Below are 24,358 nucleotides of genomic sequence, written 5' to 3'. Positions count from 1 at the left end.
CCCTGGCATGTTCAGAACCGACGCTCTCAACCATTCTACAACGGCACGGGAATCAATCACCTCGGCCAGGGTAATCCGCCCAGATCTCCGTGCCGATCGGCACCATATGCTTCGACAGCCCGGGGCCCAGCATGAGCGGAATGCTGCCCGGATCAGGCGGAGACAGCATTTCAAAGCCGCCGACGACGGTGCGCAGTTCCGTCGCGTCGGGCAGTTTCAGGATGAGAGGCATGCCGATTTCCAGCCGCCATTTGCCGGCCCGGGGAACGCCGGGCCCAACGACGACCGAGCTTCTGCCCGCCAACTCGAAAACGACTTCTACGATGGATAATAGTCTGATCACTCTACGCCCTCGGCCGCAACGGGGTCGTTCTATCGCGGAGATCTGACCGCCGTTCTGGCCAGATTATGCTGAAATCATTGATAAAGGCCAGCAACAGCGAGTTTGGAAGCCCTTTCCGTGGCTTTTCGGTCGAAGTGCCATTGGTCAATCCAAGGTTCGGTAACCGCGCCTGCATTTGGCCCTGAACAGTTGGGTGAAACGGGCCTGCGCGTCATCTTCGCCAGCAAATGTCTGGATCTTCACCTGTCCGGCCGAGCCGATACGTCCCCGGTTGCGCATCAATGATACCTCGCCAAACAGGTTTTGCTGGATCGACAGGTGATAGAAGCGGCGCATATTGTGCTCCGGCTCGATGCGCTGCATGTAGGTCTGGAATGGCGGCTGTTGTGACATGGCGGAATCTTCGCCGGCACGAGCCCGGAAATCCAACGACTTTTTTGAATCGATTGGCCGCGATTGATTCATCCGCGTGATGAATGGCGAGGCCCGCTAGGGAACGTTTCGCCACCCGGGCATTTGCTCGAAGCATTGCAGTTTGCAGGATGATGCCATATATTATGCGAGTAAAATATGGTAGTAGATATGACAAGGTGATGCCGATGGCCGAGGCGATGAAAATTCCGATCGAGAACGAGTCCCTGGTTCTGTCCTATATGGATCGGGCTGGAAAGATTGCAATCAGCCGGCTGGCGGACGGATTTGGCATGTCCAAGACCCAGCTTGCCGAGACGGCGGGGCTTGCACGCGAGACGCTCTATCGCGTGGAGCGGAGCGGTGCGCCGAAGACGCAGGGGCGCTTGCGCGAAATGCTGGAGATCATCAGTCGGGTCACGGAATGGGCGGGCGGCAAGGAGCAGGCGATGGCCTGGTATCGTGCCCAGCCCTTGCCGGCATTTGGCGGGCGAACTGCCGAGTCGCTTGTGAAGGAAGGCAAGGCAGCGGCCGTCCGCGACTATCTCGACCACATGGCTCTTGGCGGATTTGCGTGAGATTTGTAGGGACGTGCTATCGGGCACATGATCCGCGATGGGCGTTCAAGCCGATATCGGGCGATGGCGCGGCGATCAGGGGAGCCCGGTTCAACCCGAAGGGCGTGCCGGCGCTTTATCTGGGTCTCGGTATCATGACGGCAGTCAAGGAGGCCAATCAGGGCTTTGCGCACCGGATAGACCCCTGCGTGCTGTGCTCCTACGAAGTGGACTGCGAGAATGTCGCGGACCTTGCGACGGAGCAGGGAAGGGCCGAGCATTCGGTCGATCTTGGCGAGATGGCTTGCGGATGGGCAATGGCCCTTGCGCGCGGCGAGCGCCCCGCCTCATGGTCGATATATGACCGTCTCAAGGCCAGCGGCATTGCCGGCATACTCGTGCCAAGTTTCGCGCCCGGCGCCGAGGAAGACGACACGAACCTCGTGCTCTGGCGGTGGGGGCCGGATCTGCCCCACAAGGTAACCGTGTTCGATCCGAGCGGCCGCCTTCCGAAGGACCAATTGTCCTGGCGCTAGGCTTCGACGATCTGCGAGATTTCAATCACTGGCTCCCAACCTTCCTGCAATCAAACCCAACCCCTCATCCTCAGCCCTCATGGTGAGTTTGTCGAACCACGAAGGGCGCAGCAACGTTTGTGCAATCCTTTTTTGTTGCATCAGCATAGTGCGTGCTTCGACAAGCTCAGCATGAGGGAAAATTATTGATGGCGGAAGTGGAGGGAGCCAAGGTTTGAAAACCTCGCAAAACTACCGCCTTGCAATCAAACCCAACCCCTCATCCTGAGCCTGTCGAAGGACGCAGCAACGTTGCTGCAGCACCTGTTAAATACGGAAAATCCGCACCACGCCCGCGCAATCGCGTCTGGTCATTGAAAATGGGGGGAGACGGGCGGTCTTCAGCGCGTCAGTATTACAATCAGGGGCGAGGTCCGAAGACCGCCCGCGACGTCTTTGCCTGCTATTGTCACGCTTGTCAGACGCAACAACCCGGAAAACGAAGCGCTACCTCCGTTTCCTTCTGCAGTTTGCTGGATAATCGGGGTTGTCACTTCCGACCATCCGGCAACGTCACCCTTTCCCAGCTTGTCGAAACAGCTCCGGAAGCTGCTCCCCCACTGGAAAGGACCGAATCACAATAACCCGGTTTCAAAGTGGTGGGATAAGTTTCCATTTATCCCCCACGGAGGGCCGTGTGTTGCATAAGTGAAGTGCGTGCTTCGACAGGCTCAGCATGAGGGAGGTTGGCTCACTGGCACCCTTGTCCCCGCCATGTGGGCTTCGGCGTCGGCCAGATCCTGTTGCGTGTCGATGTCGGAGATTTCGTCCAGACGGCAATCGACGAATGCTGCCTCGCCGAGCAGCGACCTTGCACCGCCTTCGCCGCTTGCCGGCAGGTATGCCAAGGCACTGAGCGGGAAGATCGCCGGCGGGCCGCGATGGTCGCCCGCGCGCGATGCGACGACCTGGCCGCGCCTTTGGGCGGCCTTGGACAACAGCCGTTCTATGTGCTCTCGTCGAATGAACGGCATGTCTCCAAGGCAGACGAGGACGTTTTCAAGGCCGCTCGCTTCCATAACACCGCGTCGCAGGGATCCGAGCATGCCTTCCTCGGGCGCATCGTTGTGCACGATCGAGTAGCCATCCTCCCGGAAGGCCGCGGTCCAGTCCGTGCTCTGCCTGCAAACCAGTATTTTCCTGGCCCATCGGAACGGCTGCAGCGTGCGCAGCACATGATGGGCGACCGGCGCGCCGCCCAGCTCGGCACCCAGCTTGTCGTCACGGTGAAAACGGGAACCCGATCCCGCGCCCAGCACGAGAACGGCCGTCGAGTGCGATTCCGGAAGGTCGATCATGGTCTTCGCGATTCGAGCACGGACATGATCTCGGCAAGTACGGAAACGGCAAGTGACCGTGCTTCCCTGGCCGGTCCGAACAGGCCGATGGGTGCGCGAATACGGTCGAGCTGTTCGGGCGAGTGTCCGTCTTCGAGCAGTCGCTGGCGTCGGTTGGCATGCGTTCGCCGGCCGCCGAGACAGCCGATATAGAACGCCGGCGACGCCAGCGCGTGCCGCAACACCGGCAGTTCCTTCTCGATGTCATGATGAAGCAGGACGATCGCAGATTCGCCATCGGCCTGCCTTGCGATATCATCGGCGTCGATCGGAACGATCTCGAGGCCGGCCGCGGTGGCAATGTCGGAAAATACGCGGCTTTCGATGCCCTTTCCGGCAAGAAATATCCGAGGATCGGGCCTGTAAGCCGTCACCAGGCGATCGTCTTCCCAGCCTGTCGCGGACAGCCCCGCCCGAACGGACAGCCGCTGGCCGCCGGGATCGTAAACCAGGCTGACGGGCTTGCGTGCGACGACCATTTCGTCGAGGAGATGGTCGATGGTCGCAGCCTCTCGCAGGACATGGATCGTCAGGCTGAGCCCGCCTCCGCAGGGCAGGACAATGTCGAAAAACGGTGAACCCTTGCCGAGGCGGCAGACACGGTCGGCGTCTTCGGCGATCGCTTCGAGAGCTTCGCGCGCAACCGCGGCTTCGATGCAGCCGCCGGACACGTAACCGCAATAGCGGCCGTCCCCGGTGACCGCCATATGCGCGCCGAGGGCGCGCGAGGCACCATCGGTGATCTCGGCCAACGTCACGAGGGCGCATCGCTGCCCGTCCGCAACGGCGTCGCGAAGGAATGCGAATATCTCCCTCGAACGGTCAACCGGTGCGACCGGCCGCAGTTCGATTTCTGCGAGGTTTGAATAGCGATTTACTGCTCGCATCGGCGACATCCTGTCCTGGAGCTGATTTCGGGCTTGCCGAAAGTGCAACATACGCGGCAAGATAGGTGCTGGGCAATGCGTTGAATAGTCGACTGAACCGGCGCACGCAGTCACATTTATGTGCTGCATCGATAAGTTCAATCAGCTTTCCGGCCCTTACAAAGAAACGCCGGCCGCGTTATATTTCGACGACCGTCTCACTGTTTGAACGCGGGCGGGATCAACCTGGATCATCACGGCAGATGGAGGCGAGTTCATGGCGACATTCACCATCAACGGATCAGCTCACACATTTGATGGCGACCCGGAGATGCCTTTGCTTTGGTATCTTCGCGACGTTGCAGGAATGACGGGTACCAAGTTCGGCTGCGGGCAAGCGCTTTGCGGCGCCTGTACGGTACATGTCGAAGGAACCGCGGTTCGCTCCTGCCAGACCTTGATGGGTGACATCGAAGGTCAGGCCGTCGTGACGATCGAGGGACTTTCTCCGGACGGAATGCATCCGTTGCAGAAGGCGTGGCGCGAACTCAATGTCGCCCAGTGCGGCTATTGCCAGGTCGGCCAGATCATGCAGGCGGTCTCCCTCCTCAACGATACGCCGAACCCCACGGATGCCGATATCGATGCGGCGATGAGTGGAAACATCTGCCGGTGCGGCGCCTATCCCCGCATTCGCGCGGCGATCAAACTTGCAGCCGGGGGGGCGTGAACCATGACCATCAACATACCGACGAGCGAAGCATCCGGGGTCCTTAACCTCAGCCGTCGCTCACTGCTGCTCGGGCTCGGCGCCGGCGCCCTGGTTCTGGCGATCGGATCGCCTTCCGCTCTGGCGCAGGAAAAGCCGACGAAATACGGCGGCGATGCAATGGAAGGTGGTCTCAAGGACGATCCTCGAATCTTCCTGTCGATCGGGGATGACGGAACTGTCACCCTGCTCTGCAATCGAGCCGAGATGGGACAGGGGGTGCGAACCAGCTGGGCGATGGTGGTCGCCGACGAACTGGAAGCAGATCTGGCGCGCGTGACGGTGCTTCAGGCGCCGGGTGACGAGACGCGTTTCGGCAACCAGAATACCGATGGTTCGCGAAGCATGCGCCATCATTATGAGCCGCTGCGCCGCATCGGCGCCGCCGCCCGGCAGATGCTGGAGCAGGAGGCGGCCGCACGCTGGAATGTCGCCGCCACCGAGGTGAAAGCGGACAATCATGAAATCGTTCACGCGGCGAGTGGCCGCCGTCTCGGTTTCGGTGAACTCGCCGACGGAGCCGCGAAAAGAGCAGTCCCGGCCCAGGATACGCTCGCATTCAAGAATCCGGAGCAGTTCCGCTATATCGGACGCGACAAGATTTCCCTGGTCGACAATTTCGACATCACGACGGGCAAGGCTGTCTACGGCATGGATGTTCGGGTCGAGGGCATGGCCTATGCCGTCGTCGCCCGGCCTCCGGTCCTCGGAGGCAAGGTGCGGAGCGTTGTCGACACCGAGACCTTGAAGGTGCCGGGCGTCCTCAAGGTCGTGCCGATCGACGCACCGGGAATTCCGTCTGCATTCCAGCCCCTTGGCGGCGTTGCGGTGGTGGCGGAAAACACCTTTGCCGCGATCAAGGGGCGCTCCCTGCTGAAGATCGAGTGGGATGACGGCGCGAACGGGAGCTACGATTCGGTCGAATACAGGAAAACCCTTGAGACGGCCTCGACAACCAAGGATGGCAAGGTCGTGCGCAATGACGGCGATGCCTACGCCGCCCTGGAAAGCGCCACGAAACGGCTCGACGCATCCTATTACATCCCCCACCTGGCCCAGGCGCCGATGGAGCCGCCAACGGCAACTGCGCGCGTGACCAGTGACGAATGCGAGGTCTGGAGCAGCGTCCAGGCGCCGGAGGCGATCCGCATCGATCTTTCCAAGCGGTTCAACATTCCGCTCGAGAAGGTCACCGTCCACACGATGCTGCTCGGTGGCGGGTTCGGGCGCAAGTCCAAGCCGGACTTCGCGAGCGAGGCCGCAATCCTCTCGCGGGCGATGGAGGGCCGGCCGGTCAAGCTGGTCTTCACCCGCGAAGACGATATCCAGCACAGCTTTTTCCATACGGTATCGGTGGAGCGGCTGGAAGCGGGGCTGGATGCGGACGGAAAACCCGTCGCCTGGCTGCATCGTACTGTCGCGCCATCGATCACATCGATTTTCATGCCCGACCCCAAGCACGAGTCGCAATTCGAGCTTGAGATGGGCGCTGTCGATGTGCCCTTCGCCATACCCAACATACGGATCGAGAATCCCGAGGCGCCGGCCCACACGCGCATCGGCTGGCTCCGGTCGGTTTCCAACATTCCCCACGCCTTCGCGATCCAGAGCTTTGCGGCCGAACTCGCCGCGGCTGCCGGGCGCGATCCCAAGGATTATCTGCTGGAATTGATCGGGTCTGACAGAAGCGCCTTCGAGAATTCCCCGCTGGCGTGGAACTATGGAGAAGATCCGAAGCGGTACCCGTTCGAAACCGCGCGTCTGCGGCAGGTCGTCGAGCGGGTGGCGAAGGAAGCCGGCTGGGGTCGCTCATTGCCGGCCGGACGCGGCTTGGGCATCGCCGCCCATCGCAGCTTCGTCAGCTATACGGCGGTCGTGGTCGAGGTTGCCGTGGAAGACGGCGGCGCATTCACGGTTCCCCGGGTGGACATCGCCTTCGATTGCGGACCGGTGATCAATCCCGACCGTGTGAAGTCGCAACTCGAAGGCGCGGTGTTGCAGGGCATCAGCCTTGCGACGATCGGCGAAATCACCTTCAAGAACGGCCGTACCGAACAGACCAATTTCGACGGCTACGAGGTGACGCGGATCGATGCGGCGCCGAAGGAGATACATGTCCATCTGATGGAGTCGGATTACGACAAGCCGCTTGGCGGCGTCGGCGAGCCCGGACTGCCTCCGGTGGCTCCGGCGCTGACCAACGCCCTCTTCGCGGCGACGGGCAAGCGAATAAGGGCACTGCCGATCCGCGACCAACTCGCATAGGGGCGCACGACGCCTGTTTCGACAACAAGCCGGAGCGATCAGATCGCTCCGGCTTGTTGTTGCTGGCCGTGACCAGAGGCTAACCGGGGAAACATTCGATGAGCATCTCGGTGAGGATTCTCACTTTCCGGGAGGGATACTGGCTGGGCGGCCGGAGGACGAAGATGCCGGCCGGCGGGATCGGATGATGCGTCATGATCGGCACCAGCGCGCCTGACCGAATATGATCGGCGACGAGCGGCTCCGGCAGATAGGCGACGCCGACCCCCTCCAGGGCAGCCGCGACGAGCGATACTCCGTTATCGGCCACGAAACGTCCCTGGGGACGTATCAAGACGATCTTGTCGCCATCCATGAATTGCCACGTCTCGGTGGGCCGCATCACGGTCTGGTGGTTCATGATATCGTCCGGTGTTGCGGGAATGCCGTGCGCCTCGATATAGGCGGGGCTCGCAACCAGCTTGCCGAAGATCGGTCCGACCCGCCGCGCGAGGAGGTTGGAATCCGGCAGATGTCCCACGCGAATTGCGCAATCGAAACCCTCTCCGACAAGATCCACGAAGCGATCAGTATAGGAGGAATCAATGTGCAGTTGCGGATGCCGCAGCGCCATCCGGGAGAGGACGGGCGCAAAATGCGTCGGGCCGAACGAGAGTGGCACGGCTATGCGCATGCGGCCGCGAAGCTCGCCGGCAGGGAGGATCGTTTCGCGCGCCACATCCAGTTCGGCGGAAATCCTGGCTGCGTAGTCCCGGAACGTAGCGCCTGCCTCCGTGAGCGCTATGCCGCGGGTCGTTCGCGAAAGCAATTGCGCACCGAGCTCCGCCTCGAGCTGGGTGATCCTGCGGCTGACCACCGATTTGGAGATGCCGAGCCGCAGCGCCGCTGACGATACGCCGCCCGCATCGGCAACCTCGACGAATATTTTCAGGTCCTCAAGTTCCACTTCGCGTTCCGTTTCTTGCAACAGGGCGTTACGCGACCGGGGACTACCCGGTGGCAGGCGAGAATGACAGGTTCGCCGCGGATGGCTCTCCGATGAGGGTGTCCTCACAAAATGCCTCAACGAACCGCCAATAAAGGATATATTCATGACCTTTCGTAACGGCCTCAATTCTCTGCTTCGTCCCGAAGATTCCGTCCTCGTTCTGATCGATCATCAGGCATACCAGCTGGCCAACCTCAATAGCCATGATCCTCAGGCCGTCGTCAACAATGTAACCGCGCTGGCAAAGCTGGCAAAAGCGTTCAATGTCCCGACGATCCTCACCAGCGTGATCGCGGATCGTGGTGGCAAGCTCTTCAAGCAAATCACCGATGTCTTTCCGGAGCAGGAAGTGATCGACCGCACCTGGGTGAATACCTGGGAGGACGAGAAGGTGGTGGACCTGGTCAAGGCGACCGGCCGCAAGCAATTGATCATCGCAGGCCTGTGGACCGAGGTTTGCGTGGCGATGCCCGCGATTCAGGCCGCCGGCGAAGGCTGGGACGTGACCGTCATCACCGACGCATCGGGCGGAAGCTCGACCGAGTCTCACCAGGTCGCCATCCAGCGGATGATCGCTGCCGGCGTCAACATGATGACCTGGATGGCGCTTGCCGGCGAATGGCAGCGGGACTGGGCGCGCCTGGAACACGTCGAAGAGCTTACGGAAGTGCTCATTTCGCACATGGGCGGCAGCGGCATCGCCTATCTGTGGGAGCAGCAATTGCTCAACACGCCGATCCCGACGACCAAGGGCGGGCACTAGAACCTGGCCGGGACGACGAGGATATCGATGAATGCGTCGCATGATTGCGGACGATCGGTCCATTCTCGTCGTCCCTCCCGGAAGCTTGCTCTATCCCTGGCAACACTTGCCCTCTTTCAGATCGACCACGAAGCGGCCTTCGCGAACGACGCATCAACGCAGGAGAGGCCCTCGATAAAAACCGACCGGTCGCAGGAGGACTGGTCGCTTCTGGCCGATCCGAAACTGCGTACGCAACCGCTGGACAGCCTCAAATACATTCCGCTGTTTTCGTCCAATCCCGACAGCTACATCTCATTGGGACTCAACCTTCGCGAAATATTCGAAGTCAGCGACGCGCCGGCTTTCGGAACCGTGCCTGCGAATCCCGCCGATTCCTATTGGTTGCAGCGCGCGCAGTTCCATATCGACGTTCACCTGAATGAAAACTGGCAATTGTTCACGCAGTTCGAGGATGTGCGTGCCTTCGACAAGACGGTGGTCGGCCCCAATGACGCAAACCGGTTCGACCTTCGGCTGGCATTCATCGGCTACACGCAGGAGACCGACGCGGGAACGTTCAGGGCGAGGATCGGCCGCCAGGACTTCGCGTTTGACCTCGAGCGCTTCGTATCGTTGCGCGACGGGCCGAATGTCCGTCAGTCGTTCGATGCGATCTGGGCTGGATGGGAGACGGAGGCATGGCGCTTCTACGGTCTCGTCAGCCAACCCGTCGAGAATCGGGATGATGATCCGTTTGACGATCGCTCAAGCGGCGATGTGCTGTTCAGCGGCGCGCGCATTGAATGGCAGCTTTCGCAGGATATCGAGGCCTCGACCTATTACGCGCTTTATCAGCGCAAGGACGCCGCTTTTCTCGCCGCGTCAGGTGAGGAGGACAGGCATATGCTCAATATCCGCACGGCCGGCAAATATGCCGGCTTCGACTGGGATGTGGAGGCAATGGGCCAGGTCGGCAAGGTCGGTTCGGCCGATGTGCTGGCCTGGGCGGTGGGAGCGAGAACAGGCTATACGTTCCAGAATATTGGCTGGTCGCCGAGGATCGGCCTGCAGTTCGACATGGCATCAGGCGACCGGGATGCGGACGATGGCAGGCTTGGCACGTTCAATCCGCTGTTTCCAAACGGCTTCTATTTCTCGCTCGGCGGCCATACCGGATACGCCAACCTCGTCCACCTCAAGCCATCGATCACCGTCCAGCCGTCAGAAGACCTGACCCTGATGGCCGGAGCCGGGCTGCTGTGGCGCCTGACGACGGACGATGCCGTCTATACCATGCCGAGTGTCCCGGTCGCCGGAACCGCTGCCGGGGGTTCGCCGTGGACCGGGGCCTACGCCCAAGTGAGGGCCGACTACAGGTTCAATCAAAATCTCACGGGCTCGGTCGAAGCGGTCCACTACCGGGTCGGCTCGACGCTTCGCGACGCCGGAGGCCGCGACAGCAACTACTTCCGGGCGGAACTGAAATTCGCCTGGTAGTGTCGGGCCTATCGATCAAAGCCCGGCGGCTCGACCATAATCCTCGTCCGAAACCTTCTCCATCCAGGTAACGGAGGTTCCGTCCCTGGCCTCGGCCACGGCGAAATGGGTCATCGCCCCGGCGCGGGTTGCGCCATGCCAGTGCCTGACGTTCGGCGGAATCCAGACCACGTCTCCGGGACCGACCTGCTGGACCTGTTCGCCTTCCTTCTGCACCCAGCCGTTTCCGCTGACGATGAACAGGGTCTGCCCGAGCGGGTGCGTGTGCCAGGCCGTGCGTGCGCCCGCCGTGAAGGATACGGTTGCCCCGCCGACACGCGCAGGCGCGTCAGCCTGGTGGAGGCCGGAAATCTCGACCTTCCCGGTGAAATACTGCTCCGGTGCCGACGCAGCGCCGCTTCCCGCCGGCGTGATCCTGAGGTCTGCCTCGGCTGCGTTCACGGCGGTGCCTTTCCTGCTTTCGAAGACCTGCTTGAGCACCGGCACGGCGGACATGGCTCGCGGCCAGCCTGCGTAGAACGCAACATGGGCCAGGACTTCGGAAGCTTCCGTCTGCAACAGGCCATTGTCCATGGCGCGGTTGGCGTGGAACGGCAATTGCTCCGGCTGTCCGATGGCTATCAGCGCCGACATCGTCACCAGGCTGCGGTCGCGCGCGGCAAGGTCGGGACGCTGCCACAGATCGCCGAACAGGACGCGATTGGTGAGTTCCGCAAGCGCCGCGGCCGTCGGGGCAACCGCATTGTCGACCGCTGTCCGGCGGGCAGCCTCGGCTGCGGCCTCCAGTTCGATGCGAGCGGCCTTGCTGTCGCCGACGGGTGCGATACCGCGTTCGTCGAACAGCTTCTTGGTCTCGGTCACGGCCGAGATCGCATTCGGCCAGCCCGAATAGAACGCGAGCTGGGTGATCAGTTCGCCGATCTCCTCCGGCTTGACGCCATTGTCCAGCCCGCGGCCGACATGCGAGCCGATCTGCGCAGTTTTGCCTGTCGATATGAGTGCCGAAAGGGTGACGAGGCTGCGGTCGCGCGGAGCCAATTCCCGGCGCTCCCAGACTTCGCCGAACAGGACATCGTCGGTGAAATGCCCGAGGCCGGGCGCGACGTCGTAGACCGCCGCCGGGGCAACCCGCCTGCGGTCTTCCTGTGCGTCGACACCCGTGGCGGCGAGCGCCGATATGGCAATGCTTGCGGCGATTTTCTTCATCTGTGGGTTTCCCCTATCTGTATCAGGATGGCTGTATCAGGATGGCCGTCTTTGCTCGCGTCAAAGTTCCTGGGCGGTCGGCCGGAACAGGATCTCGTTGATTGCGACATCTTCGGGCTCGCTGATCGCAAAGGCCACCATTCGGGCGAATGTCCCGGCCGGCACGCCGACCTGGCCCACATAGTCCTGGTTCGCCTGCTGCACGTCCTTTTCGCTGATGTGATCGAGCAGTTCCGTCTTGACGGCGCCGGGAGAGATGATCGTGGTGCGGATATTGTAGGCAGCCATCTCCTGCCGAAGCCCCTCAGACAGCGCCCGCACGGCAAATTTGGTGGCGGAATAGACGGCCGAGCCGCCAAAAAGCTTGTGGCCCGCCACGGAGGCGAGATTGATGACGTGGCCGGATTTCTGCTCCTTCATGTGCGGAAGCGCGGCAGCGATGCCGTAGAGGACGCCCTTGATATTGACGTCGATCATCTGGTCCCATTCGTCGACCTTCAGCCGATCCATCGGCGAGAGCGGCATGACGCCGGCATTGTTGATGAGCACGTCGACACGTCCATAGGTCGCGACTGCGGTGTCCACCAGCTTCCGCAGGTCCGCCTGCCTCGTGACATCGGTAGCGACGGCAATGGCCTTGCCGCCGGCGGCGTCGATCTCGGCGGCAAGCGCATCGATACGGTCGGCCCGGCGCGCGCCGAGGACGATTTTCGCGCCCCTGGCGGCGAGATGGCGCGCGGCAGCGGCGCCCATCCCGCTTGATGCGCCGGTGATGACGATCGTCTTGCCAGCAATATTGTCGGTCATTTCATGTCTCCTGGTTAAGAGGGTCGAGCAAGGGACGACGACTGCGCACCCTGCGCCGGTCGCCGCCGCGATGAGTGGCTTCGCCTAGGCCAGGTGCTGGCCGAAGAACGCCGCGATCCGGTCGAAGGGGATTTTGTCCATGCGGTCGTAGAGGTCGGTGTGGTTGGCGTTCGGGATGATCATCAGTTCCTTGGGCTCCGCTGCCGCCGCGAAGGCTGTTTCGCTGAAATATCGCGAATGGGCGTTCTCACCGTGGATGAGCAGGAGCGGGCGCGGGGAAATCTCGGCGATATAGGTCAGGATCGGCATGTTCATGAACGACAGCGGCGTCGTCTGCGACCAGGCATTGCCGGAATTGACCGCGCGGGGATGATAGCCACGCGGCGTCATGTAATAATCGTGATAGTCGACGAGGAACTGCGCTTCGCCGCCCTTGAGTTCGTTATATGGCGGCTGATATGCCGGCGTTCCTTTCTCCGCATCCGCCCAGCGCTGGAGGCTCAACTGTTCGAGCGTTCTGGCGCGCGCCTCCGGAGTGACGCTGTCATTGTAGCCTTTCGACATGGCGCGGGTCATGTCGTACATGGTGCTTGCAACGACCGCCTTGACGCGCTTGTCCACGGCGACGGCATTCAATGCCATGCCGCCCCAGCCGCAGATGCCGATCACGCCGATGCGCTCGCGGTCGATTTCCGGCCGCAGGCCGATGAAATCCACTGCGGCACTGAAATCCTCGGTATTGATGTCCGGAGACGCAATGTTGCGCGGCTCGCCGCCACTTTCGCCGGTATAGGAGGGGTCGAAGGCAAGAGTTGCGAAACCGCGCTCCGCCATGGTCTGAGCATAGAGGCCCGACGATTGCTCCTTCACCGCGCCGAAGGGCCCGCTGACGACAATAGCGGGCAGCGCTGCGTTGCCGCCGTTTCTCGGCTGATAGAAGTCGCCCACCAGTGTGATGCCGTAGCGGTTTTTGAACGACACCTTCTGGTGATCGACATTGTCGCTCTTCGCAAAAACCTTGTCCCATTCCGGGGCCTGCGCCAGCGCTCGTGTTGCGGTCGCGGCGGGGACCATGCTGGCCGCGACGGCGAGGCCCGCTCCCTTTATCAGGCTGCGCCTGCTGGTATTGCAGGTATTGTCACTATCGATGTGCTTGCTCATGGCAGGGTCTCCTTACCCATTGAAGTTGTGATGTATCGGATGCTCGGCTGATGCCGGACCATCGCGGGCGGGAAAATTTCGGTCCTGCTCATCTTCCGCTCCGGATCGCACGCCATGCGGCGAAGGAGGCGAGCGAGGAACCGCCCAGAAGTGCGGCGCTGAGCACGAAGGTCGATTGCCAACCCGCAGCGTCGAAGAGAAGCCCGCCGAGAGACGCTCCGGCCGTGATGGCGAGCTGGATCACGGCGACCTGCAGGCCGCCCCCGGCTTCGGCATCGTCGGCAAGAACGCGGCTCAGCCAGGTGCCCCAGCCCACGGGCGCCGCGGTTCCGAGGAAGCCCCAGCCGATCAGGGACATGAACACCGGGACCGGCATGTCGCCGAATGCGATCATCGCCAGGGCGATAAAGGCCATGAGGAAGGGGATGGCTATCAAGATGCTGAACAGGCGATGGTTGAGCAGCCGGCCAACGGCCCAGGTTCCGGCTGCTCCCGCCAGTCCCATCAGCAGAAGGACGAGCGACAGCGTTTCGATGCCGAGTCGCGTCACCTGCTCCAGGAACGGCCGCAGATAGGTGAAGAGCGCGAACTGGCCCATGAACAGCATGAGGATGGCCACCATGCCGATGGCGACCGGAGGACGCCCCAGCAACCGGAAGACGTTCGAGCTTGCCGGGTCGCGGCGCGGCGGAAGCGTCGGCAGGCTGATCCACTGCCAGAGGAGCGCGAGCAGCCCGACAGGGACGATGAGGAAGAAGGCGCCACGCCAGCCGATATAGAAACCAAGCAGGCTGCCCAAAGGTGCGGAGACGGTCGCCGCGATCGCATTGCCGGCATTGAGCAGGGCAAGCGCCTTCGGCACCTGGTCTTGCGGTACGAGGCGCATCACGATCGACGTCGACATCGACCAGAAGCCGCCGATGGAAATTCCGAGCAATGCCCGGCCCAGCATCAATACGGGATAGGAAGGCGCGAAGGTGACGGCGATGCCCGAGAGTATCAGGAGTAGCGTCAAGGCCAGCACGACCACGCGCCGGTCGAGGCGGCGGGCGAGCGCGGCAATGCACAGGCTGGTCAATACGGCGAAAACGCCCGAGATGGAGATTGCCTGCCCGGTGTTTCCCTCGGATACGCCGAGATCCGCGGCAATCGGCGTCAGCAGGCTCACGGGCATGAATTCCGACGCGATGAGCACGAATACGCATAATGTCATGGAGGAGACAGCGCCCCACGCCGAGCGTCGGTCGCGAATGGTCTCGTCATAGGTCAGTGTCATGTGCCTCGATCCTGATTGGCAATTGCTTGCTGATGGGCACAAGGTAATGTTGCGAGACTTTGTGGACTATCCGTGCTAATCCACATGAACTTATCTATTTTCAATATAAGTCAGGGTATAGGCGATGCAGCGCGAGGATATGAGGGACCTGCTCTGGTTCCTGGAGGTGGCGAGGGAGCAAAGCTTCACCAAGGCTGCGGCAGCGCTTGGAACGTCGCAGCCGACGCTCAGCCATACGATCAAGCAGCTGGAGACCCGCCTCGGCGTGCGGCTGCTTACAAGGACGACGCGAAACGTGGCGACGACAGAAGCGGGCGAGCGGCTGTTCCAGTCCCTGGCTCCACGATTTCAGGAGATCGAGGCGGATCTGGCAGCCCTGGTCGCCTTTCGCGAGAAGCCGTCCGGCACCATTCGACTGACATTGTCGGACCATGCCCAGCAGATGACGGTGTGGCCGAAGCTGAGCCGCGTTTTGGCGGACTATCCGGATATAAGGGTGGAACTCTACAGCGATAACGGCATGCGCAATATCGTGGAGGAACGCTTCGATGCGGGCGTGCGGCTTGGGGAGAGCGTCGACAAGGACATGATCGCCGTGCGCATCGGCCCGGACTGGCGGCTCCGGGCGGTGGCTTCGCCGGAATATTTCGCCCGGCAGGGCATCCCGCTTACGCCGCAGGATCTGGTTCGGCATGTGTGCATCAATACGCGCCAGGCGACGTGGGGCGGGTTCTACTCATGGGAATTCGAAAAGGACGGAAGGGAGCTGCGGGTCAGGGTCGACGGGCAGCTCAGCTTCAATTCCTCGATCGCCCAGATCGATGCGGCGCTGAAGGGTTATGGGATCGCCTATATTCCGGAAGACCTCGTCGAAGAAGACATTGCCGCGGGGAGGCTGCAGGCCGTGCTGGACGACTGGAGCCAGCCCTTTACCGGCTATCATCTGTACTACCCAAGCAGGCGCCAGATGTCCCCGGCGATGACCGTGATCGTCAACGCACTCCGGCACCGAGGCTGAACCGGCCAGGCTGGTTCCGACGCCGGCCAGAGCCGATACGGTCTATTGCTTTGCGGATTGCGGAGGGGTGGGATTTGCCGGCTGCGAGGGGGCTGGGTTGGCTGGTTGCGAGGGCGCGGGGTTGGCCGGCTGTTCGCCTTGCGGCGGCGCACTTGTTGCGTTTGCGGGAAACAGATAGGTTGCGAGCGCGCTCAGAATGATCGTGGCGGCGGTCTGGATCTCGGGCGATGTCAGGCTTTGCGGTAGTGCATATTTCGAACCGAGCCAGCCGATGACGCCGCCGACGATCGATCCGATCAACTTCGAATAATTGCCCATTCGTCTTTCCTTCGCTTGCTATGCCGTCTTTCGATCATCCGCCAGCATCTGCTCTGCTGCCGGTCCGCAATAATCGGCCAATGAGCGCCGAAGGTCAAATCCGGCCGGCCGATGCCTTGACGAAATCGATGAACGCGCGCAGCGGGGCAGGCACGAGACGCCGCCCCGGATAATAGAGAAATGGTCCCGAAAACGCCTGCCACCAGGGTTCGAGGACGGGTTCCAGCACGCCGCTGGCGAAATGGGGGCGCAACCAGTCCTCGAACAGTGCGACGATGCCGGTGCCGGCAATCGCAGCGTCGACGGCGAGGTCCACGCCGCCGCCGAGGCCGACGATCAGCGGCCCCGTCGGATCGATGCGCACCACTTCGCCGCCACGCTCGAACTCCCATGGCGTCATCAAGGCGCCGCTTGGAAAGCGGCCATTCAGGCAGGCATGGCCCAGCAGGTCGCGCGGGTGCTCGGGCCGGCCGTGGCGGTCGAGATAGGCGGTGGAAGCTGCGGTGGCGAAGCGCTGGACGCGCGGGCCGATCGGCACGGCAATCATGTCCTGCTCCAGCCGTTCCTCGTAGCGGATACCGGCATCGCAGCCAGCGGCAAGGATATCGACGAAACTCTCCTCGGCGACAATTTCAAGCCGGATGCCCGGATAGGCGGCGAGGAAGGGCGGCACGATGCGCGGCAGCACCAGGCGGATGGCGCTGACGGGTACGTTGATCCGCAACGATCCGGCCGCCTGGTCGCGGTAGCCGTTCACCACGTCGAGCGCCGCTTCCACCTCGGTCAGGGCCGGGCCCAGTCGTTCCAGCAGGCTGCGGCCGGCTTCGGTGGGCACCACGCTGCGCGTCGTCCGGTTCAACAGCCTCACGCCGAGCTGTTCTTCCAGCCGGCGGACGGCTTCGCTGAGGCCGGAGGCGCTGGCGCCGCTCATGCGCGCGCCGTCGCGAAATCCCTTGGCGCGCGCCACCGTCAGGAATGAATTCAGGTCACCAAGATCGATCGCCACTGTTCGCTTCTCCGTACAGCCTGTACCGATTGTAGCGACTTATTGCACGCCGGGACAATGCCCATCTTTGCCTCGTTAGAGAAAGGATGCGATCATGAACACCATCGACAGCGAAACATTCGCCCTTGGCGAGCATAGGGTGAAGCGGCTCGGCTATGGCGCCATGCAGCTGGCGGGGCCCGGCGTCTTCGGACCGCCGAAGGATCACGGCGCTGCCCTGGCCGTCTTGCGCGAGGCCATTGCACAGGGGGTCGATCACATCGACACCAGCGATTTCTACGGGCCGCATGTGACAAACCGGCTGATCCGCGAAGCGCTCGCGCCCTATCCGGACGACCTTGTCATCGTCACCAAGGTTGGGGCCCGGCGCGGAGAGGATGCGGCATGGCTACCGGCGTTTTCGGCCGGGGAACTGACGCAGGCCGTGCACGACAATTTGCGCAACCTCAAGCTCGACGTGCTGGACGTGGTCAATCTGCGCATCATGTTCGACGCATTTGCCCCGATGGAAGGGTCGATCGAAGCGCCATTGACCGCGCTGGCCGAGCTTCAGCAACGCGGGTTGATTCGCCATATCGGCCTGAGCAACGTCACCGCGACGCAGGTCGCCGAGGCAAGCCGGATCACACGGATCGTCTGCGTGCAGAACCTTTACAATATCGCCCGGCGTGCCGATGATCCGCTGATTGAAGCGCTCGGGCGCGATGGCATCGCCTATGTGCCGTTCTTCCCGCTTGGCGGCCTGAACCCGCTGCAATCGTCCATTCTGTCGAGCGTTGCCGAGCGTCTGGGCGCTACGCCGATGCAGGTTGCGCTTGCATGGCTGTTGCACCGGGCGCCGAATATCCTGTTGATCCCGGGCACGTCTTCCATCGCCCATCTGCGGGAAAACCTGGCTTCGGCCCGACTCGCCCTGCCGGACGACGTGCTGGCGGAACTGGACGGCATCGGCAATGGAAATGATGGTAGCGGGCCGAACCACGCTGCCTGAAGCGCTTCGCCGCAATAGAGCGGCGAGGCAACCTCGCCCCGCCCATCTGCCATCTCTGGGTGTGGTCAGGATATATTTCTACCTTTACTCTACTAATTTAGTAGATATTTGCTCCCCAAGCCCCGCTTCCGCCCCATAGGATCATCGCCAAGACCGATGAAACCCCGGGGAGTCGATGATCGATCCCACCAATGATCCTGCCGCACGCGACGGTTCGGGCTGCCTATCAGCCCGGCCGCGATCGCGCTCACCCATTGACTGACGAGGACCTGCCCGAATGTCACAGACGCTTTATTCATCGCCGAAATCATCTCTCCATTCATCCCCCCATGTATCCACGGCGGGCACGCCGGTGGCTGGAGTCCGGCACGAACCCGCCAATGCGGCGCCGGGATTGAAGCAGGCGATGCGCCATCTCGTCGGCGGCGTCTGCGTCGTCACGGCGGGCATCGGCGAGGCGCGTACCGGCGCCACGGTCACGTCGGCGCATTCGCTTTCGGTCGAGCCGGAAACAATGCTCGTCAGCATCAATCTCAGCTCGTCGACCTGGACTGCGATCAGGGCGCACCGGCATTTCTGCGTCAATCTGCTCGGCGCCGATCATTCGGCCATCGCCGATCGCTTTGCCGGGCGCGGCGGCCTCAAGGGGCCTGCCCGCTACGAAGGCGCCCGCTGGCTGCCGCTCGAAACCGGGGCGCTGGCTCTCGATGGCGCCCTCGCTGCCATCGATTGCGAGGTCGAACATGTGGTCGAGCGCCACAGCCATGCGTTCATCTTCGGGGCGGTCCGCGCCATCCGGCTGGGCGAGAGCGGCCCGGCGCTGGTCTATAGCCAGGGACGCTATGGCGCCTATGGGCGCAACGAGCCGGTGATCGTCTAGGGCGATGGTCGAGATCGCGCGCCTCCTCCTCGAACGGCAATGGAACCATGGCTGACATCGCTTCTCCCTACCAAGAAATTGCTGCACCGAAACCCGCAAGGGCCGGCTTCCAGAACAAGGCGCTCTACCCGTGGCTTTCGTGGCTGATGCCGGTGGTCATCCTGTGCGTCTGGGAAACCGCGTCGCGGCTGGGCTGGATCGCGCCGCAGGTCATGCCGGCACCGAGCCGCGTCGCCGAGACGGCATGGGAACTGGCGCGGACGGGCGAATTGTTCGTGCATCTCGGCGCTTCCCTGCTGCGGGCCGCGGGCGGCTTCGTGCTCGGCGGAACGATCGGTTTCGCGCTGGCCCTCGCGGTGGGTTTCTCGCCGCTCGCCCATGCGCTGCTGGACCGCTCGATCCAGATGATCCGCGCCATTCCGTTCCTGGCGCTGCTGCCGCTGGTGATCGTCTGGTTCGGCGTCGACGAGAGCGGCAAGATCTTCCTCGTGTCGCTCGCCGTGCTCTTTCCCGTCTATATCAACACCGTACTGGGCATCCGCCAGATCGACCCCAAGCTGCTGGAACTCGCCAAGATCACGGGCATGCCGTGGTTCGCCGTCGTCAGACGGATCATCATTCCCGGCGCCATGCCGTCGGTGCTGACCGGCGTTCGCTATGCCCTGGCGCATGCCTGGCTGGCGCTCGTGGTGGCCGAGACGCTGGCGACGACGCGGGGCATCGGGTTCCTCGCCATGGATGCGCGTGAATTCCTGCAGACCGACGTCATCCTCCTGTCGATCATCATCTACGCCACCATCGGCGTCGGCGCGGATTCACTCGCCCGGCTGCTCGAGACGAGATTGCTCGGCTGGCATCCCAATTTCGCGAAAGGAGCGCGGTGATGAACCTAGCTGCAATCCAGACCGGTCTGCACGACCATTTGCCCGACGACCTGTTCGCAGGTTCGCCCCTGGCCGTATCGGTCAGCGGATTGCAACGGCGCTATGGTGAGCGCCTGGTCATCAAATCCGTCGACCTTGACATCCGCGAAGGCGAGTTCGTCGCGCTGCTCGGCGAAAGCGGCTGCGGCAAGACCACGCTCCTGCGCGCACTTGCGGGCCTCGACAAGCCCGATGCCGGAACCATCGAGGCGCCCGGCGCTCCCGGCGTCGTGTTCCAGGAGCACCGCCTGCTTCCCTGGGCATCGCTCTGGGCGAATGTGGCGCTCGGCCATGAAAAGACGATCGGACGGGCCGGCGCGGTTCGTGCGCTGGCGGAAGTCGGCCTTGCCGGCCGCGAGGAGGATTGGCCGCGCAACCTTTCCGGCGGACAGGCGCAGCGCGTGGCGCTGGCAAGGGCGCTCGTGCGCGATCCGAAACTGCTGCTGCTGGACGAGCCCTTCGCCGCGCTGGATGCGCTGACGCGGATCAAGATGCACGCGCTGGTGCGCGAACTCGTCTCGCGCCACCGCCCCGGCGTGCTGATCGTGACGCATGATGTCGAAGAGGCGATCGGCCTCGCCGACCGCATCCTCGTCATGCGCGACGGCCAGATTTCCGCATCTCACCGCCCCATCGATCATGATCCGGTGAAGCTCAGATCATTGCTGCTGAGCGAGCTCGGCGTGATCGCCTCCCGGGCTTCTGCCCCGGGCGCGTCTTCCAAACCAGACAAATTGAAATCAAGGACCGACAAATGACGACTGTCGATCAGCGACGGCGCCAGCTCCTGCAGAGCGGCGGCATGCTCCTGGCAGGCGCAGCCGCGGCCGCAGCCGGCGTTGCGCCTTCCTTCGCGCAGGAACCGAAGAAGCTCACGCGCAATACCGACGTGGTGCGGCTCGGCTGGGGCCGGGGCGGCATCCCGCTCATCGCCAGGCAGCGCGGCGTCCTCGAAAAGGAACTCGCCGACAAGGGCATCAAGGTCGAGTGGGTCGGCCCGTTTCCGAACCATGCGCCCTCGCTCCAGGCGGTGGTCGGCGGCAGCGCGGATTTCGGCTTCTGGGGATCGACCACGCCCGCCCTTGCCGCGATGCTGGCCGGCTCGGAACTGGTCTTCAACGGCTTCAACATCTATTCGCCGCGCTCGACGGCGGTGATCGCCAAGAAGACGAGCGGCATCAACAGCGTCGCCGATCTCGTCGGCAAGCGCGTGGCCGTCAACAAGGCGGGGCTCGGAGAGTTCCTCGTCGTCGCCGCGCTGGAACAGAACGGCATCGACCGCAGCAAGGTCGAGTTCGTCTATCTCAACCCGCCGGATGCGGCGCCGGCCTTCGCGCAGGGCAAGGTCGATGCCTGGTCCATGTGGTCGCCGGGGGTCGATATTTCCCGCTTCGAGAATGATGCCAAGGATGTCTTCAACGAGGGCCGGGACATCAAATTCCTCGTCGATTACAGCTCCCTCGTCTCGACGCGGCAATTCTCGGAAGAGAATTCGGAACTGGTGCGCGCCGTGCTCGACGCCTACTACAAGGAAGGCGAATGGCAGTCCGGCAATCCGGCGGAAGCCGAGCGCATCGCCCAGGGCGAGGGCAAATATGCGGATGAGGTCCGCGACTATCTCGCCAGCCTGAAGCGCGTGAACCAGTTCTACGAGCCGAAGGACACGGAGTTCGTGCAGGAGTTCCAGCGCGCCGCCGATTGGCTGGCCGACCGCAAGATCATCAAGTCGCATCTCAAGGTCGCCGATCACAGCGTGCAGGTCTAGGGAGGTATTCCGATGTCACGAAACCATATCCGTCTCGGCGTCAACGTCCTCGCCTCCGGGCGTCACGATGCCGCCTGGAAGACCTTCGAGGACAAGCGCCATCTCGCAACGGACATCGGCCATTTCGTCGCCATCGCGAAAGCGGCGGAGCGCGGGCTGATCGATGCGATATTCCTCGCCGACAATCCCGGCGGCCTCGTCACCGAATCCCACACCCGCCCGTGGCGCGCGCTCGATCCCGCCGTGCTCGTCGCCAATCTCGCGGCGCATACGGAACATGTCGGCCTCGTCTGCACCACGACGACGCTTTTCGGCCATCCCTATACGATCGCCCGGCAGATCGCCTCGATCGACCATATCAGCGGCGGCCGCGCCGCGTGGAACATCATCACCTCGCAGAACCCGCCCGCGCTCGATGCCTATGGTGTCGGCAAGGGCTGGGACCAGGCGGAGCGCTACAGGCGCGCCGAGGAATTCGTGCAGATCGTCACCGCCTTCTGGGACAGCCTGCCCGACGATGCGGTCGAGGCCGATGCCGATACCAGCGTCTATCTCAATCCGGCCCGCCTGCGGCCGCTGGATTTCGCCGGCACGCATTTCAATGCCCGCGGCACCTCCTCCGTGCCGGAGACGCCGCAAGGCAGGCCGGTGATCTTCCAGGCCGGCCAGTCCTCCGACAGCCGTGCATTCGGTGCGCGCCATGCGGATGCGCTGTTTACGGGACAGCGGCTCATCGAAAGCGCGCGGTCGTTCTATTCGGAGGTGAAGACGCTGGCGAAGAGCTTCGGCCGCAACCCGGATCATCTGCTGGTGATGCCCGGCCTGTTTCCGATCCTCGCTTCGAGCGAAGAAGAGGCGAAGCGCCACAAGCGCAGCCTCGACGACCGGCTGGATTCGATCTCCCTGCGCGCGGAACTTGCGCGGCATCTGGCCGTCGACGCGGCGTCGCTGGCCGATCTCGATGCGCCGATACCCTATGCCGAAAGCGAGGCCAACGCGTCGCTCGTGCCGCTGGCGTCGCGCTGGCACCGGGCGGAAATGCTGAAGGAAGCGCGGCAATATGGCTGGAACATCCGCGAATTGCTGTTCTCCAACATCACCGGCGGACACCGCGTCTATGTCGGCACGCCGGAAGGCTTCGCCCATGACATGCTGCACTGGATAGACACCGGGGGCGCCGACGGGTTCAATCTGAATATCGACGTCCAGCCGGTCGGTCTCGACCTGATCGCCGACGAGGTCATCCCGGTGCTGCAGAAACTCGGCCGCTATCGCACCGCCTATGAGGGCAGGACCCTGCGCGACAATCTCGGCCTGCCGCGGTTCGATGCCCGGACGCAGAACAGCCTCGCGGCCGCCGGCTGAGCGTCACCCACAGGATTGAACGACATGTTGCACAGTGCCAGCGCCGGCGAATTCTCCCGGCTCGTATCGCCCCGTTCCCGCTCGCTCGGCCTTGCCGGCACCATCGAGCGCATCGCCCGGCTCGCCGTCGAACGCGAGGTCGAGCATCGGCATCCGCATGATGAAATCGCCGAACTGAAGCGGCTCGGCTTCGGCTGCCTGCGCCTGCCGGCCGAAGAGGGCGGTGCCGGGATTTCCCTGTCGGAGCTGTTCGAGGTCGCGCGCGATATCGCCGCGGCGGATTCCAACATCGCCCATGCCTTCCGCAATCATCTCTGGCAGGTGGAGGCCGCCCTGCGCCGGCGCGAACATCCGTTCCATGCCGGGATATTGTCGCTTGCCGGGCAGAAGAAGACCATCGGGCTGAGCTTCACCGACAGCGACGCCACCGCCGCCGGCGCATTGCCGTCGAAAGTGCTGTCGCGGCTCGAATGGGACGAGGCGAACCAGGTCTATCGCGGCTCGGGCAGGAAGGTCTATGCGACGGGCAATCTCTATAATGATGCCTTTGTCGGCAGCGCGATCGAGAACCGCCGCAACAGCACCGTCCAGTATATTCTGGAGCGCGGCGAGGGCGTCTCGGACGAGGACGACTGGGACGGCTTCGGCCAGAGGCTCACCGGCTCGGGCACCGCCGGTTTCAGCTCCGTCGCCATTGCGGCAGACCGGGTCTATCCGCCCGATCCCGCCCCGCATGAAGGCGCCGCGCCGTGGCGCTTCACCTTCCATCAGGTCTACCTGACCAATTGCATCGCCGGCGTCGCAAGGCGGATCGCCGTCGACGGCGTCGACGTGCTGCGCCGGCGCGGGCGCAACTTCTACCATGGCGAGGCGCCGGACCCGCTCGACGAGCCGGTGCTGCAATCGCAGCTCGGCCGCATCCGCGCCTATGCGGCCTCCATCGAGGCGACCATCGACCGGGCGATCGCGGCCCTGCAGGCGGCCTGGGACAGTCATGGCACGCCGGCGGAACATGATGCCGTGCTGGCCGCCACGCTCTCGGCCTGCGAAGCGAAAGTGGTGATCGACGATCTCGCGCCGCAGGTCGCAAGCTGGCTGATCGATCTTGGCTCCGGCTCGGCCGTGTCGAGCAGGCGCGGCCTCGACCGGCACTGGCGCAACATCAAGGTCATCGCCTCGCATAATCCCCGGCTCTACAAGGAGCGCTTCCTCGGCCAGAACCTGCTCGACGGGCGGTTGCCGCCCACGGGCGCGTATTTCTGAGCAAAACCCCATCGCTGAAAACCCTG

25 protein-coding genes are annotated in these 24,358 nt (G+C 63.1%); 14 read left to right on the top strand and 11 right to left on the bottom strand.

The window, feature by feature from the left end:
• Positions 1–52: 52 nt before the first annotated feature.
• Together M8997_RS12755 and M8997_RS12750 are read right to left on the bottom strand one after the other, a co-directional pair.
• Positions 53–343, bottom strand: a complete 291-nt coding sequence (locus tag M8997_RS12755; RefSeq protein WP_250017401.1) for a hypothetical protein — start codon at positions 341–343, stop codon at positions 53–55.
• Positions 344–487: 144 nt separating this feature from the next.
• Positions 488–736, bottom strand: a complete 249-nt coding sequence (locus M8997_RS12750) for a WGR domain-containing protein (protein ID WP_250017403.1) — start codon at positions 734–736, stop codon at positions 488–490.
• Positions 737–942: 206 nt separating this feature from the next.
• Between M8997_RS12750 and M8997_RS12745 the strand changes: the two genes are divergently transcribed.
• Positions 943–1,332 carry an antitoxin Xre/MbcA/ParS toxin-binding domain-containing protein gene (locus tag M8997_RS12745; protein ID WP_250017405.1) on the top strand — a complete coding sequence of 130 codons (390 nt, stop codon included), beginning with the start codon at positions 943–945 and terminating at the stop codon, positions 1,330–1,332.
• Positions 1,329–1,847, top strand: a complete 519-nt coding sequence (locus M8997_RS12740) for an RES domain-containing protein (protein WP_250017407.1) — start codon at positions 1,329–1,331, stop codon at positions 1,845–1,847. Before M8997_RS12745 ends, M8997_RS12740 begins: the two co-directional genes overlap by 4 nt.
• Before the next feature lie 710 nt (positions 1,848–2,557).
• On the opposite strand, the gene M8997_RS12735 is transcribed toward M8997_RS12740, so the two are convergent.
• Positions 2,558–3,184, bottom strand: a complete 627-nt coding sequence (locus M8997_RS12735; protein ID WP_250017409.1) for an NTP transferase domain-containing protein — start codon at positions 3,182–3,184, stop codon at positions 2,558–2,560.
• On the bottom strand, positions 3,181–4,110 hold the full coding sequence (locus tag M8997_RS12730) for an XdhC family protein (RefSeq protein ID WP_250017411.1): 930 nt from the start codon (positions 4,108–4,110) through the stop codon (positions 3,181–3,183). Before M8997_RS12730 ends, M8997_RS12735 begins: the two co-directional genes overlap by 4 nt.
• 256 nt (positions 4,111–4,366) lie before the next feature.
• Here M8997_RS12730 and M8997_RS12725 point away from each other — a divergent pair, with 256 nt between their 5' ends.
• Both M8997_RS12725 and M8997_RS12720 read left to right on the top strand, forming a co-directional pair.
• The gene (locus M8997_RS12725; protein WP_250017413.1) at positions 4,367–4,819 is read left to right on the top strand and encodes a (2Fe-2S)-binding protein; all 453 of its coding nucleotides are present in this window, start codon (positions 4,367–4,369) and stop codon (positions 4,817–4,819) included.
• Between the two features lie 3 nt (positions 4,820–4,822).
• The gene (locus M8997_RS12720) at positions 4,823–7,123 is read left to right on the top strand and encodes a xanthine dehydrogenase family protein molybdopterin-binding subunit (protein ID WP_250017416.1); all 2,301 of its coding nucleotides are present in this window, start codon (positions 4,823–4,825) and stop codon (positions 7,121–7,123) included.
• Between the two features lie 79 nt (positions 7,124–7,202).
• On the opposite strand, the gene M8997_RS12715 is transcribed toward M8997_RS12720, so the two are convergent.
• On the bottom strand, positions 7,203–8,069 hold the full coding sequence (locus M8997_RS12715) for a LysR substrate-binding domain-containing protein (protein WP_250017418.1): 867 nt from the start codon (positions 8,067–8,069) through the stop codon (positions 7,203–7,205).
• A 145-nt stretch (positions 8,070–8,214) separates the two neighbouring features.
• Between M8997_RS12715 and M8997_RS12710 the strand changes: the two genes are divergently transcribed.
• Together M8997_RS12710 and M8997_RS12705 are read left to right on the top strand one after the other, a co-directional pair.
• The gene (locus tag M8997_RS12710; RefSeq protein ID WP_250017420.1) at positions 8,215–8,874 is read left to right on the top strand and encodes a hydrolase; all 660 of its coding nucleotides are present in this window, start codon (positions 8,215–8,217) and stop codon (positions 8,872–8,874) included.
• Between the two features lie 27 nt (positions 8,875–8,901).
• Complete coding sequence (locus M8997_RS12705) at positions 8,902–10,353, top strand: alginate export family protein (protein WP_250017423.1); 1,452 nt, start codon at positions 8,902–8,904, stop codon at positions 10,351–10,353.
• Between the two features lie 15 nt (positions 10,354–10,368).
• On the opposite strand, the gene M8997_RS12700 is transcribed toward M8997_RS12705, so the two are convergent.
• The 4 genes from M8997_RS12700 to M8997_RS12685 all read right to left on the bottom strand — a co-directional run bounded on the left by M8997_RS12700 (position 10,369) and on the right by M8997_RS12685 (position 14,803).
• On the bottom strand, positions 10,369–11,559 hold the full coding sequence (locus M8997_RS12700) for a carboxymuconolactone decarboxylase family protein (protein WP_250017425.1): 1,191 nt from the start codon (positions 11,557–11,559) through the stop codon (positions 10,369–10,371).
• 60 nt (positions 11,560–11,619) lie between these two features.
• Positions 11,620–12,366, bottom strand: coding sequence for an SDR family oxidoreductase (locus M8997_RS12695; protein WP_250017428.1), 747 nt, complete (start codon positions 12,364–12,366; stop codon positions 11,620–11,622).
• An 84-nt stretch (positions 12,367–12,450) separates the two neighbouring features.
• Complete coding sequence (locus tag M8997_RS12690) at positions 12,451–13,527, bottom strand: alpha/beta hydrolase (protein ID WP_250017430.1); 1,077 nt, start codon at positions 13,525–13,527, stop codon at positions 12,451–12,453.
• 88 nt (positions 13,528–13,615) lie between these two features.
• Positions 13,616–14,803: an MFS transporter gene (locus M8997_RS12685; protein ID WP_250017432.1), complete on the bottom strand. Its 1,188-nt coding sequence runs from the start codon at positions 14,801–14,803 to the stop codon at positions 13,616–13,618.
• A gap of 124 nt (positions 14,804–14,927) precedes the next feature.
• On the opposite strand from M8997_RS12685, the gene M8997_RS12680 reads away from it, so the two are divergent.
• Positions 14,928–15,821, top strand: a complete 894-nt coding sequence (locus M8997_RS12680; protein ID WP_250017434.1) for a LysR family transcriptional regulator — start codon at positions 14,928–14,930, stop codon at positions 15,819–15,821.
• Positions 15,822–15,863: 42 nt separating this feature from the next.
• On the opposite strand, the gene M8997_RS12675 is transcribed toward M8997_RS12680, so the two are convergent.
• Both M8997_RS12675 and M8997_RS12670 read right to left on the bottom strand, forming a co-directional pair.
• Entirely contained in the window at positions 15,864–16,139 is a 276-nt protein-coding gene (locus tag M8997_RS12675; RefSeq protein ID WP_250017436.1) for a hypothetical protein, read from the bottom strand.
• A gap of 94 nt (positions 16,140–16,233) precedes the next feature.
• Positions 16,234–17,145 (bottom strand): LysR substrate-binding domain-containing protein, encoded by a 912-nt coding sequence (locus M8997_RS12670; protein ID WP_250017439.1) that lies wholly within the window; start codon positions 17,143–17,145, stop codon positions 16,234–16,236.
• 94 nt (positions 17,146–17,239) lie between these two features.
• On the opposite strand from M8997_RS12670, the gene M8997_RS12665 reads away from it, so the two are divergent.
• The 7 genes from M8997_RS12665 to M8997_RS12635 all read left to right on the top strand — a co-directional run bounded on the left by M8997_RS12665 (position 17,240) and on the right by M8997_RS12635 (position 24,332).
• A complete protein-coding gene (locus tag M8997_RS12665; RefSeq protein ID WP_250017441.1) occupies positions 17,240–18,136 on the top strand; it encodes an aldo/keto reductase family oxidoreductase in 897 nt (298 codons plus the stop codon).
• Positions 18,137–18,413: 277 nt separating this feature from the next.
• Positions 18,414–19,016 carry a flavin reductase family protein gene (locus M8997_RS12660; RefSeq protein WP_371929570.1) on the top strand — a complete coding sequence of 201 codons (603 nt, stop codon included), beginning with the start codon at positions 18,414–18,416 and terminating at the stop codon, positions 19,014–19,016.
• 47 nt (positions 19,017–19,063) lie between these two features.
• Complete coding sequence (locus M8997_RS12655) at positions 19,064–19,900, top strand: ABC transporter permease subunit (protein WP_371929569.1); 837 nt, start codon at positions 19,064–19,066, stop codon at positions 19,898–19,900.
• Positions 19,900–20,697 carry an ABC transporter ATP-binding protein gene (locus M8997_RS12650; protein WP_250017443.1) on the top strand — a complete coding sequence of 266 codons (798 nt, stop codon included), beginning with the start codon at positions 19,900–19,902 and terminating at the stop codon, positions 20,695–20,697. The genes M8997_RS12655 and M8997_RS12650 overlap by 1 nt, the downstream gene beginning before the upstream one ends.
• A complete protein-coding gene (locus M8997_RS12645; RefSeq protein WP_250017445.1) occupies positions 20,694–21,704 on the top strand; it encodes an NrtA/SsuA/CpmA family ABC transporter substrate-binding protein in 1,011 nt (336 codons plus the stop codon). The genes M8997_RS12650 and M8997_RS12645 overlap by 4 nt, the downstream gene beginning before the upstream one ends.
• Positions 21,705–21,716: 12 nt before the next feature.
• Positions 21,717–23,069, top strand: a complete 1,353-nt coding sequence (locus M8997_RS12640; protein ID WP_250017447.1) for an NtaA/DmoA family FMN-dependent monooxygenase — start codon at positions 21,717–21,719, stop codon at positions 23,067–23,069.
• 24 nt (positions 23,070–23,093) lie between these two features.
• The gene (locus M8997_RS12635) at positions 23,094–24,332 is read left to right on the top strand and encodes an acyl-CoA dehydrogenase family protein (RefSeq protein ID WP_250017449.1); all 1,239 of its coding nucleotides are present in this window, start codon (positions 23,094–23,096) and stop codon (positions 24,330–24,332) included.
• Positions 24,333–24,358 lie beyond the last annotated feature (26 nt).

It is taken from the genome of Phyllobacterium sp. 21LDTY02-6, from assembly GCF_023554255.2.
Lineage (GTDB): Bacteria > Pseudomonadota > Alphaproteobacteria > Rhizobiales > Rhizobiaceae > Phyllobacterium.
The sequence above is the reverse complement of the archived record's forward strand: the minus strand, read 5'-3'. Positions and strand labels throughout refer to the sequence as shown.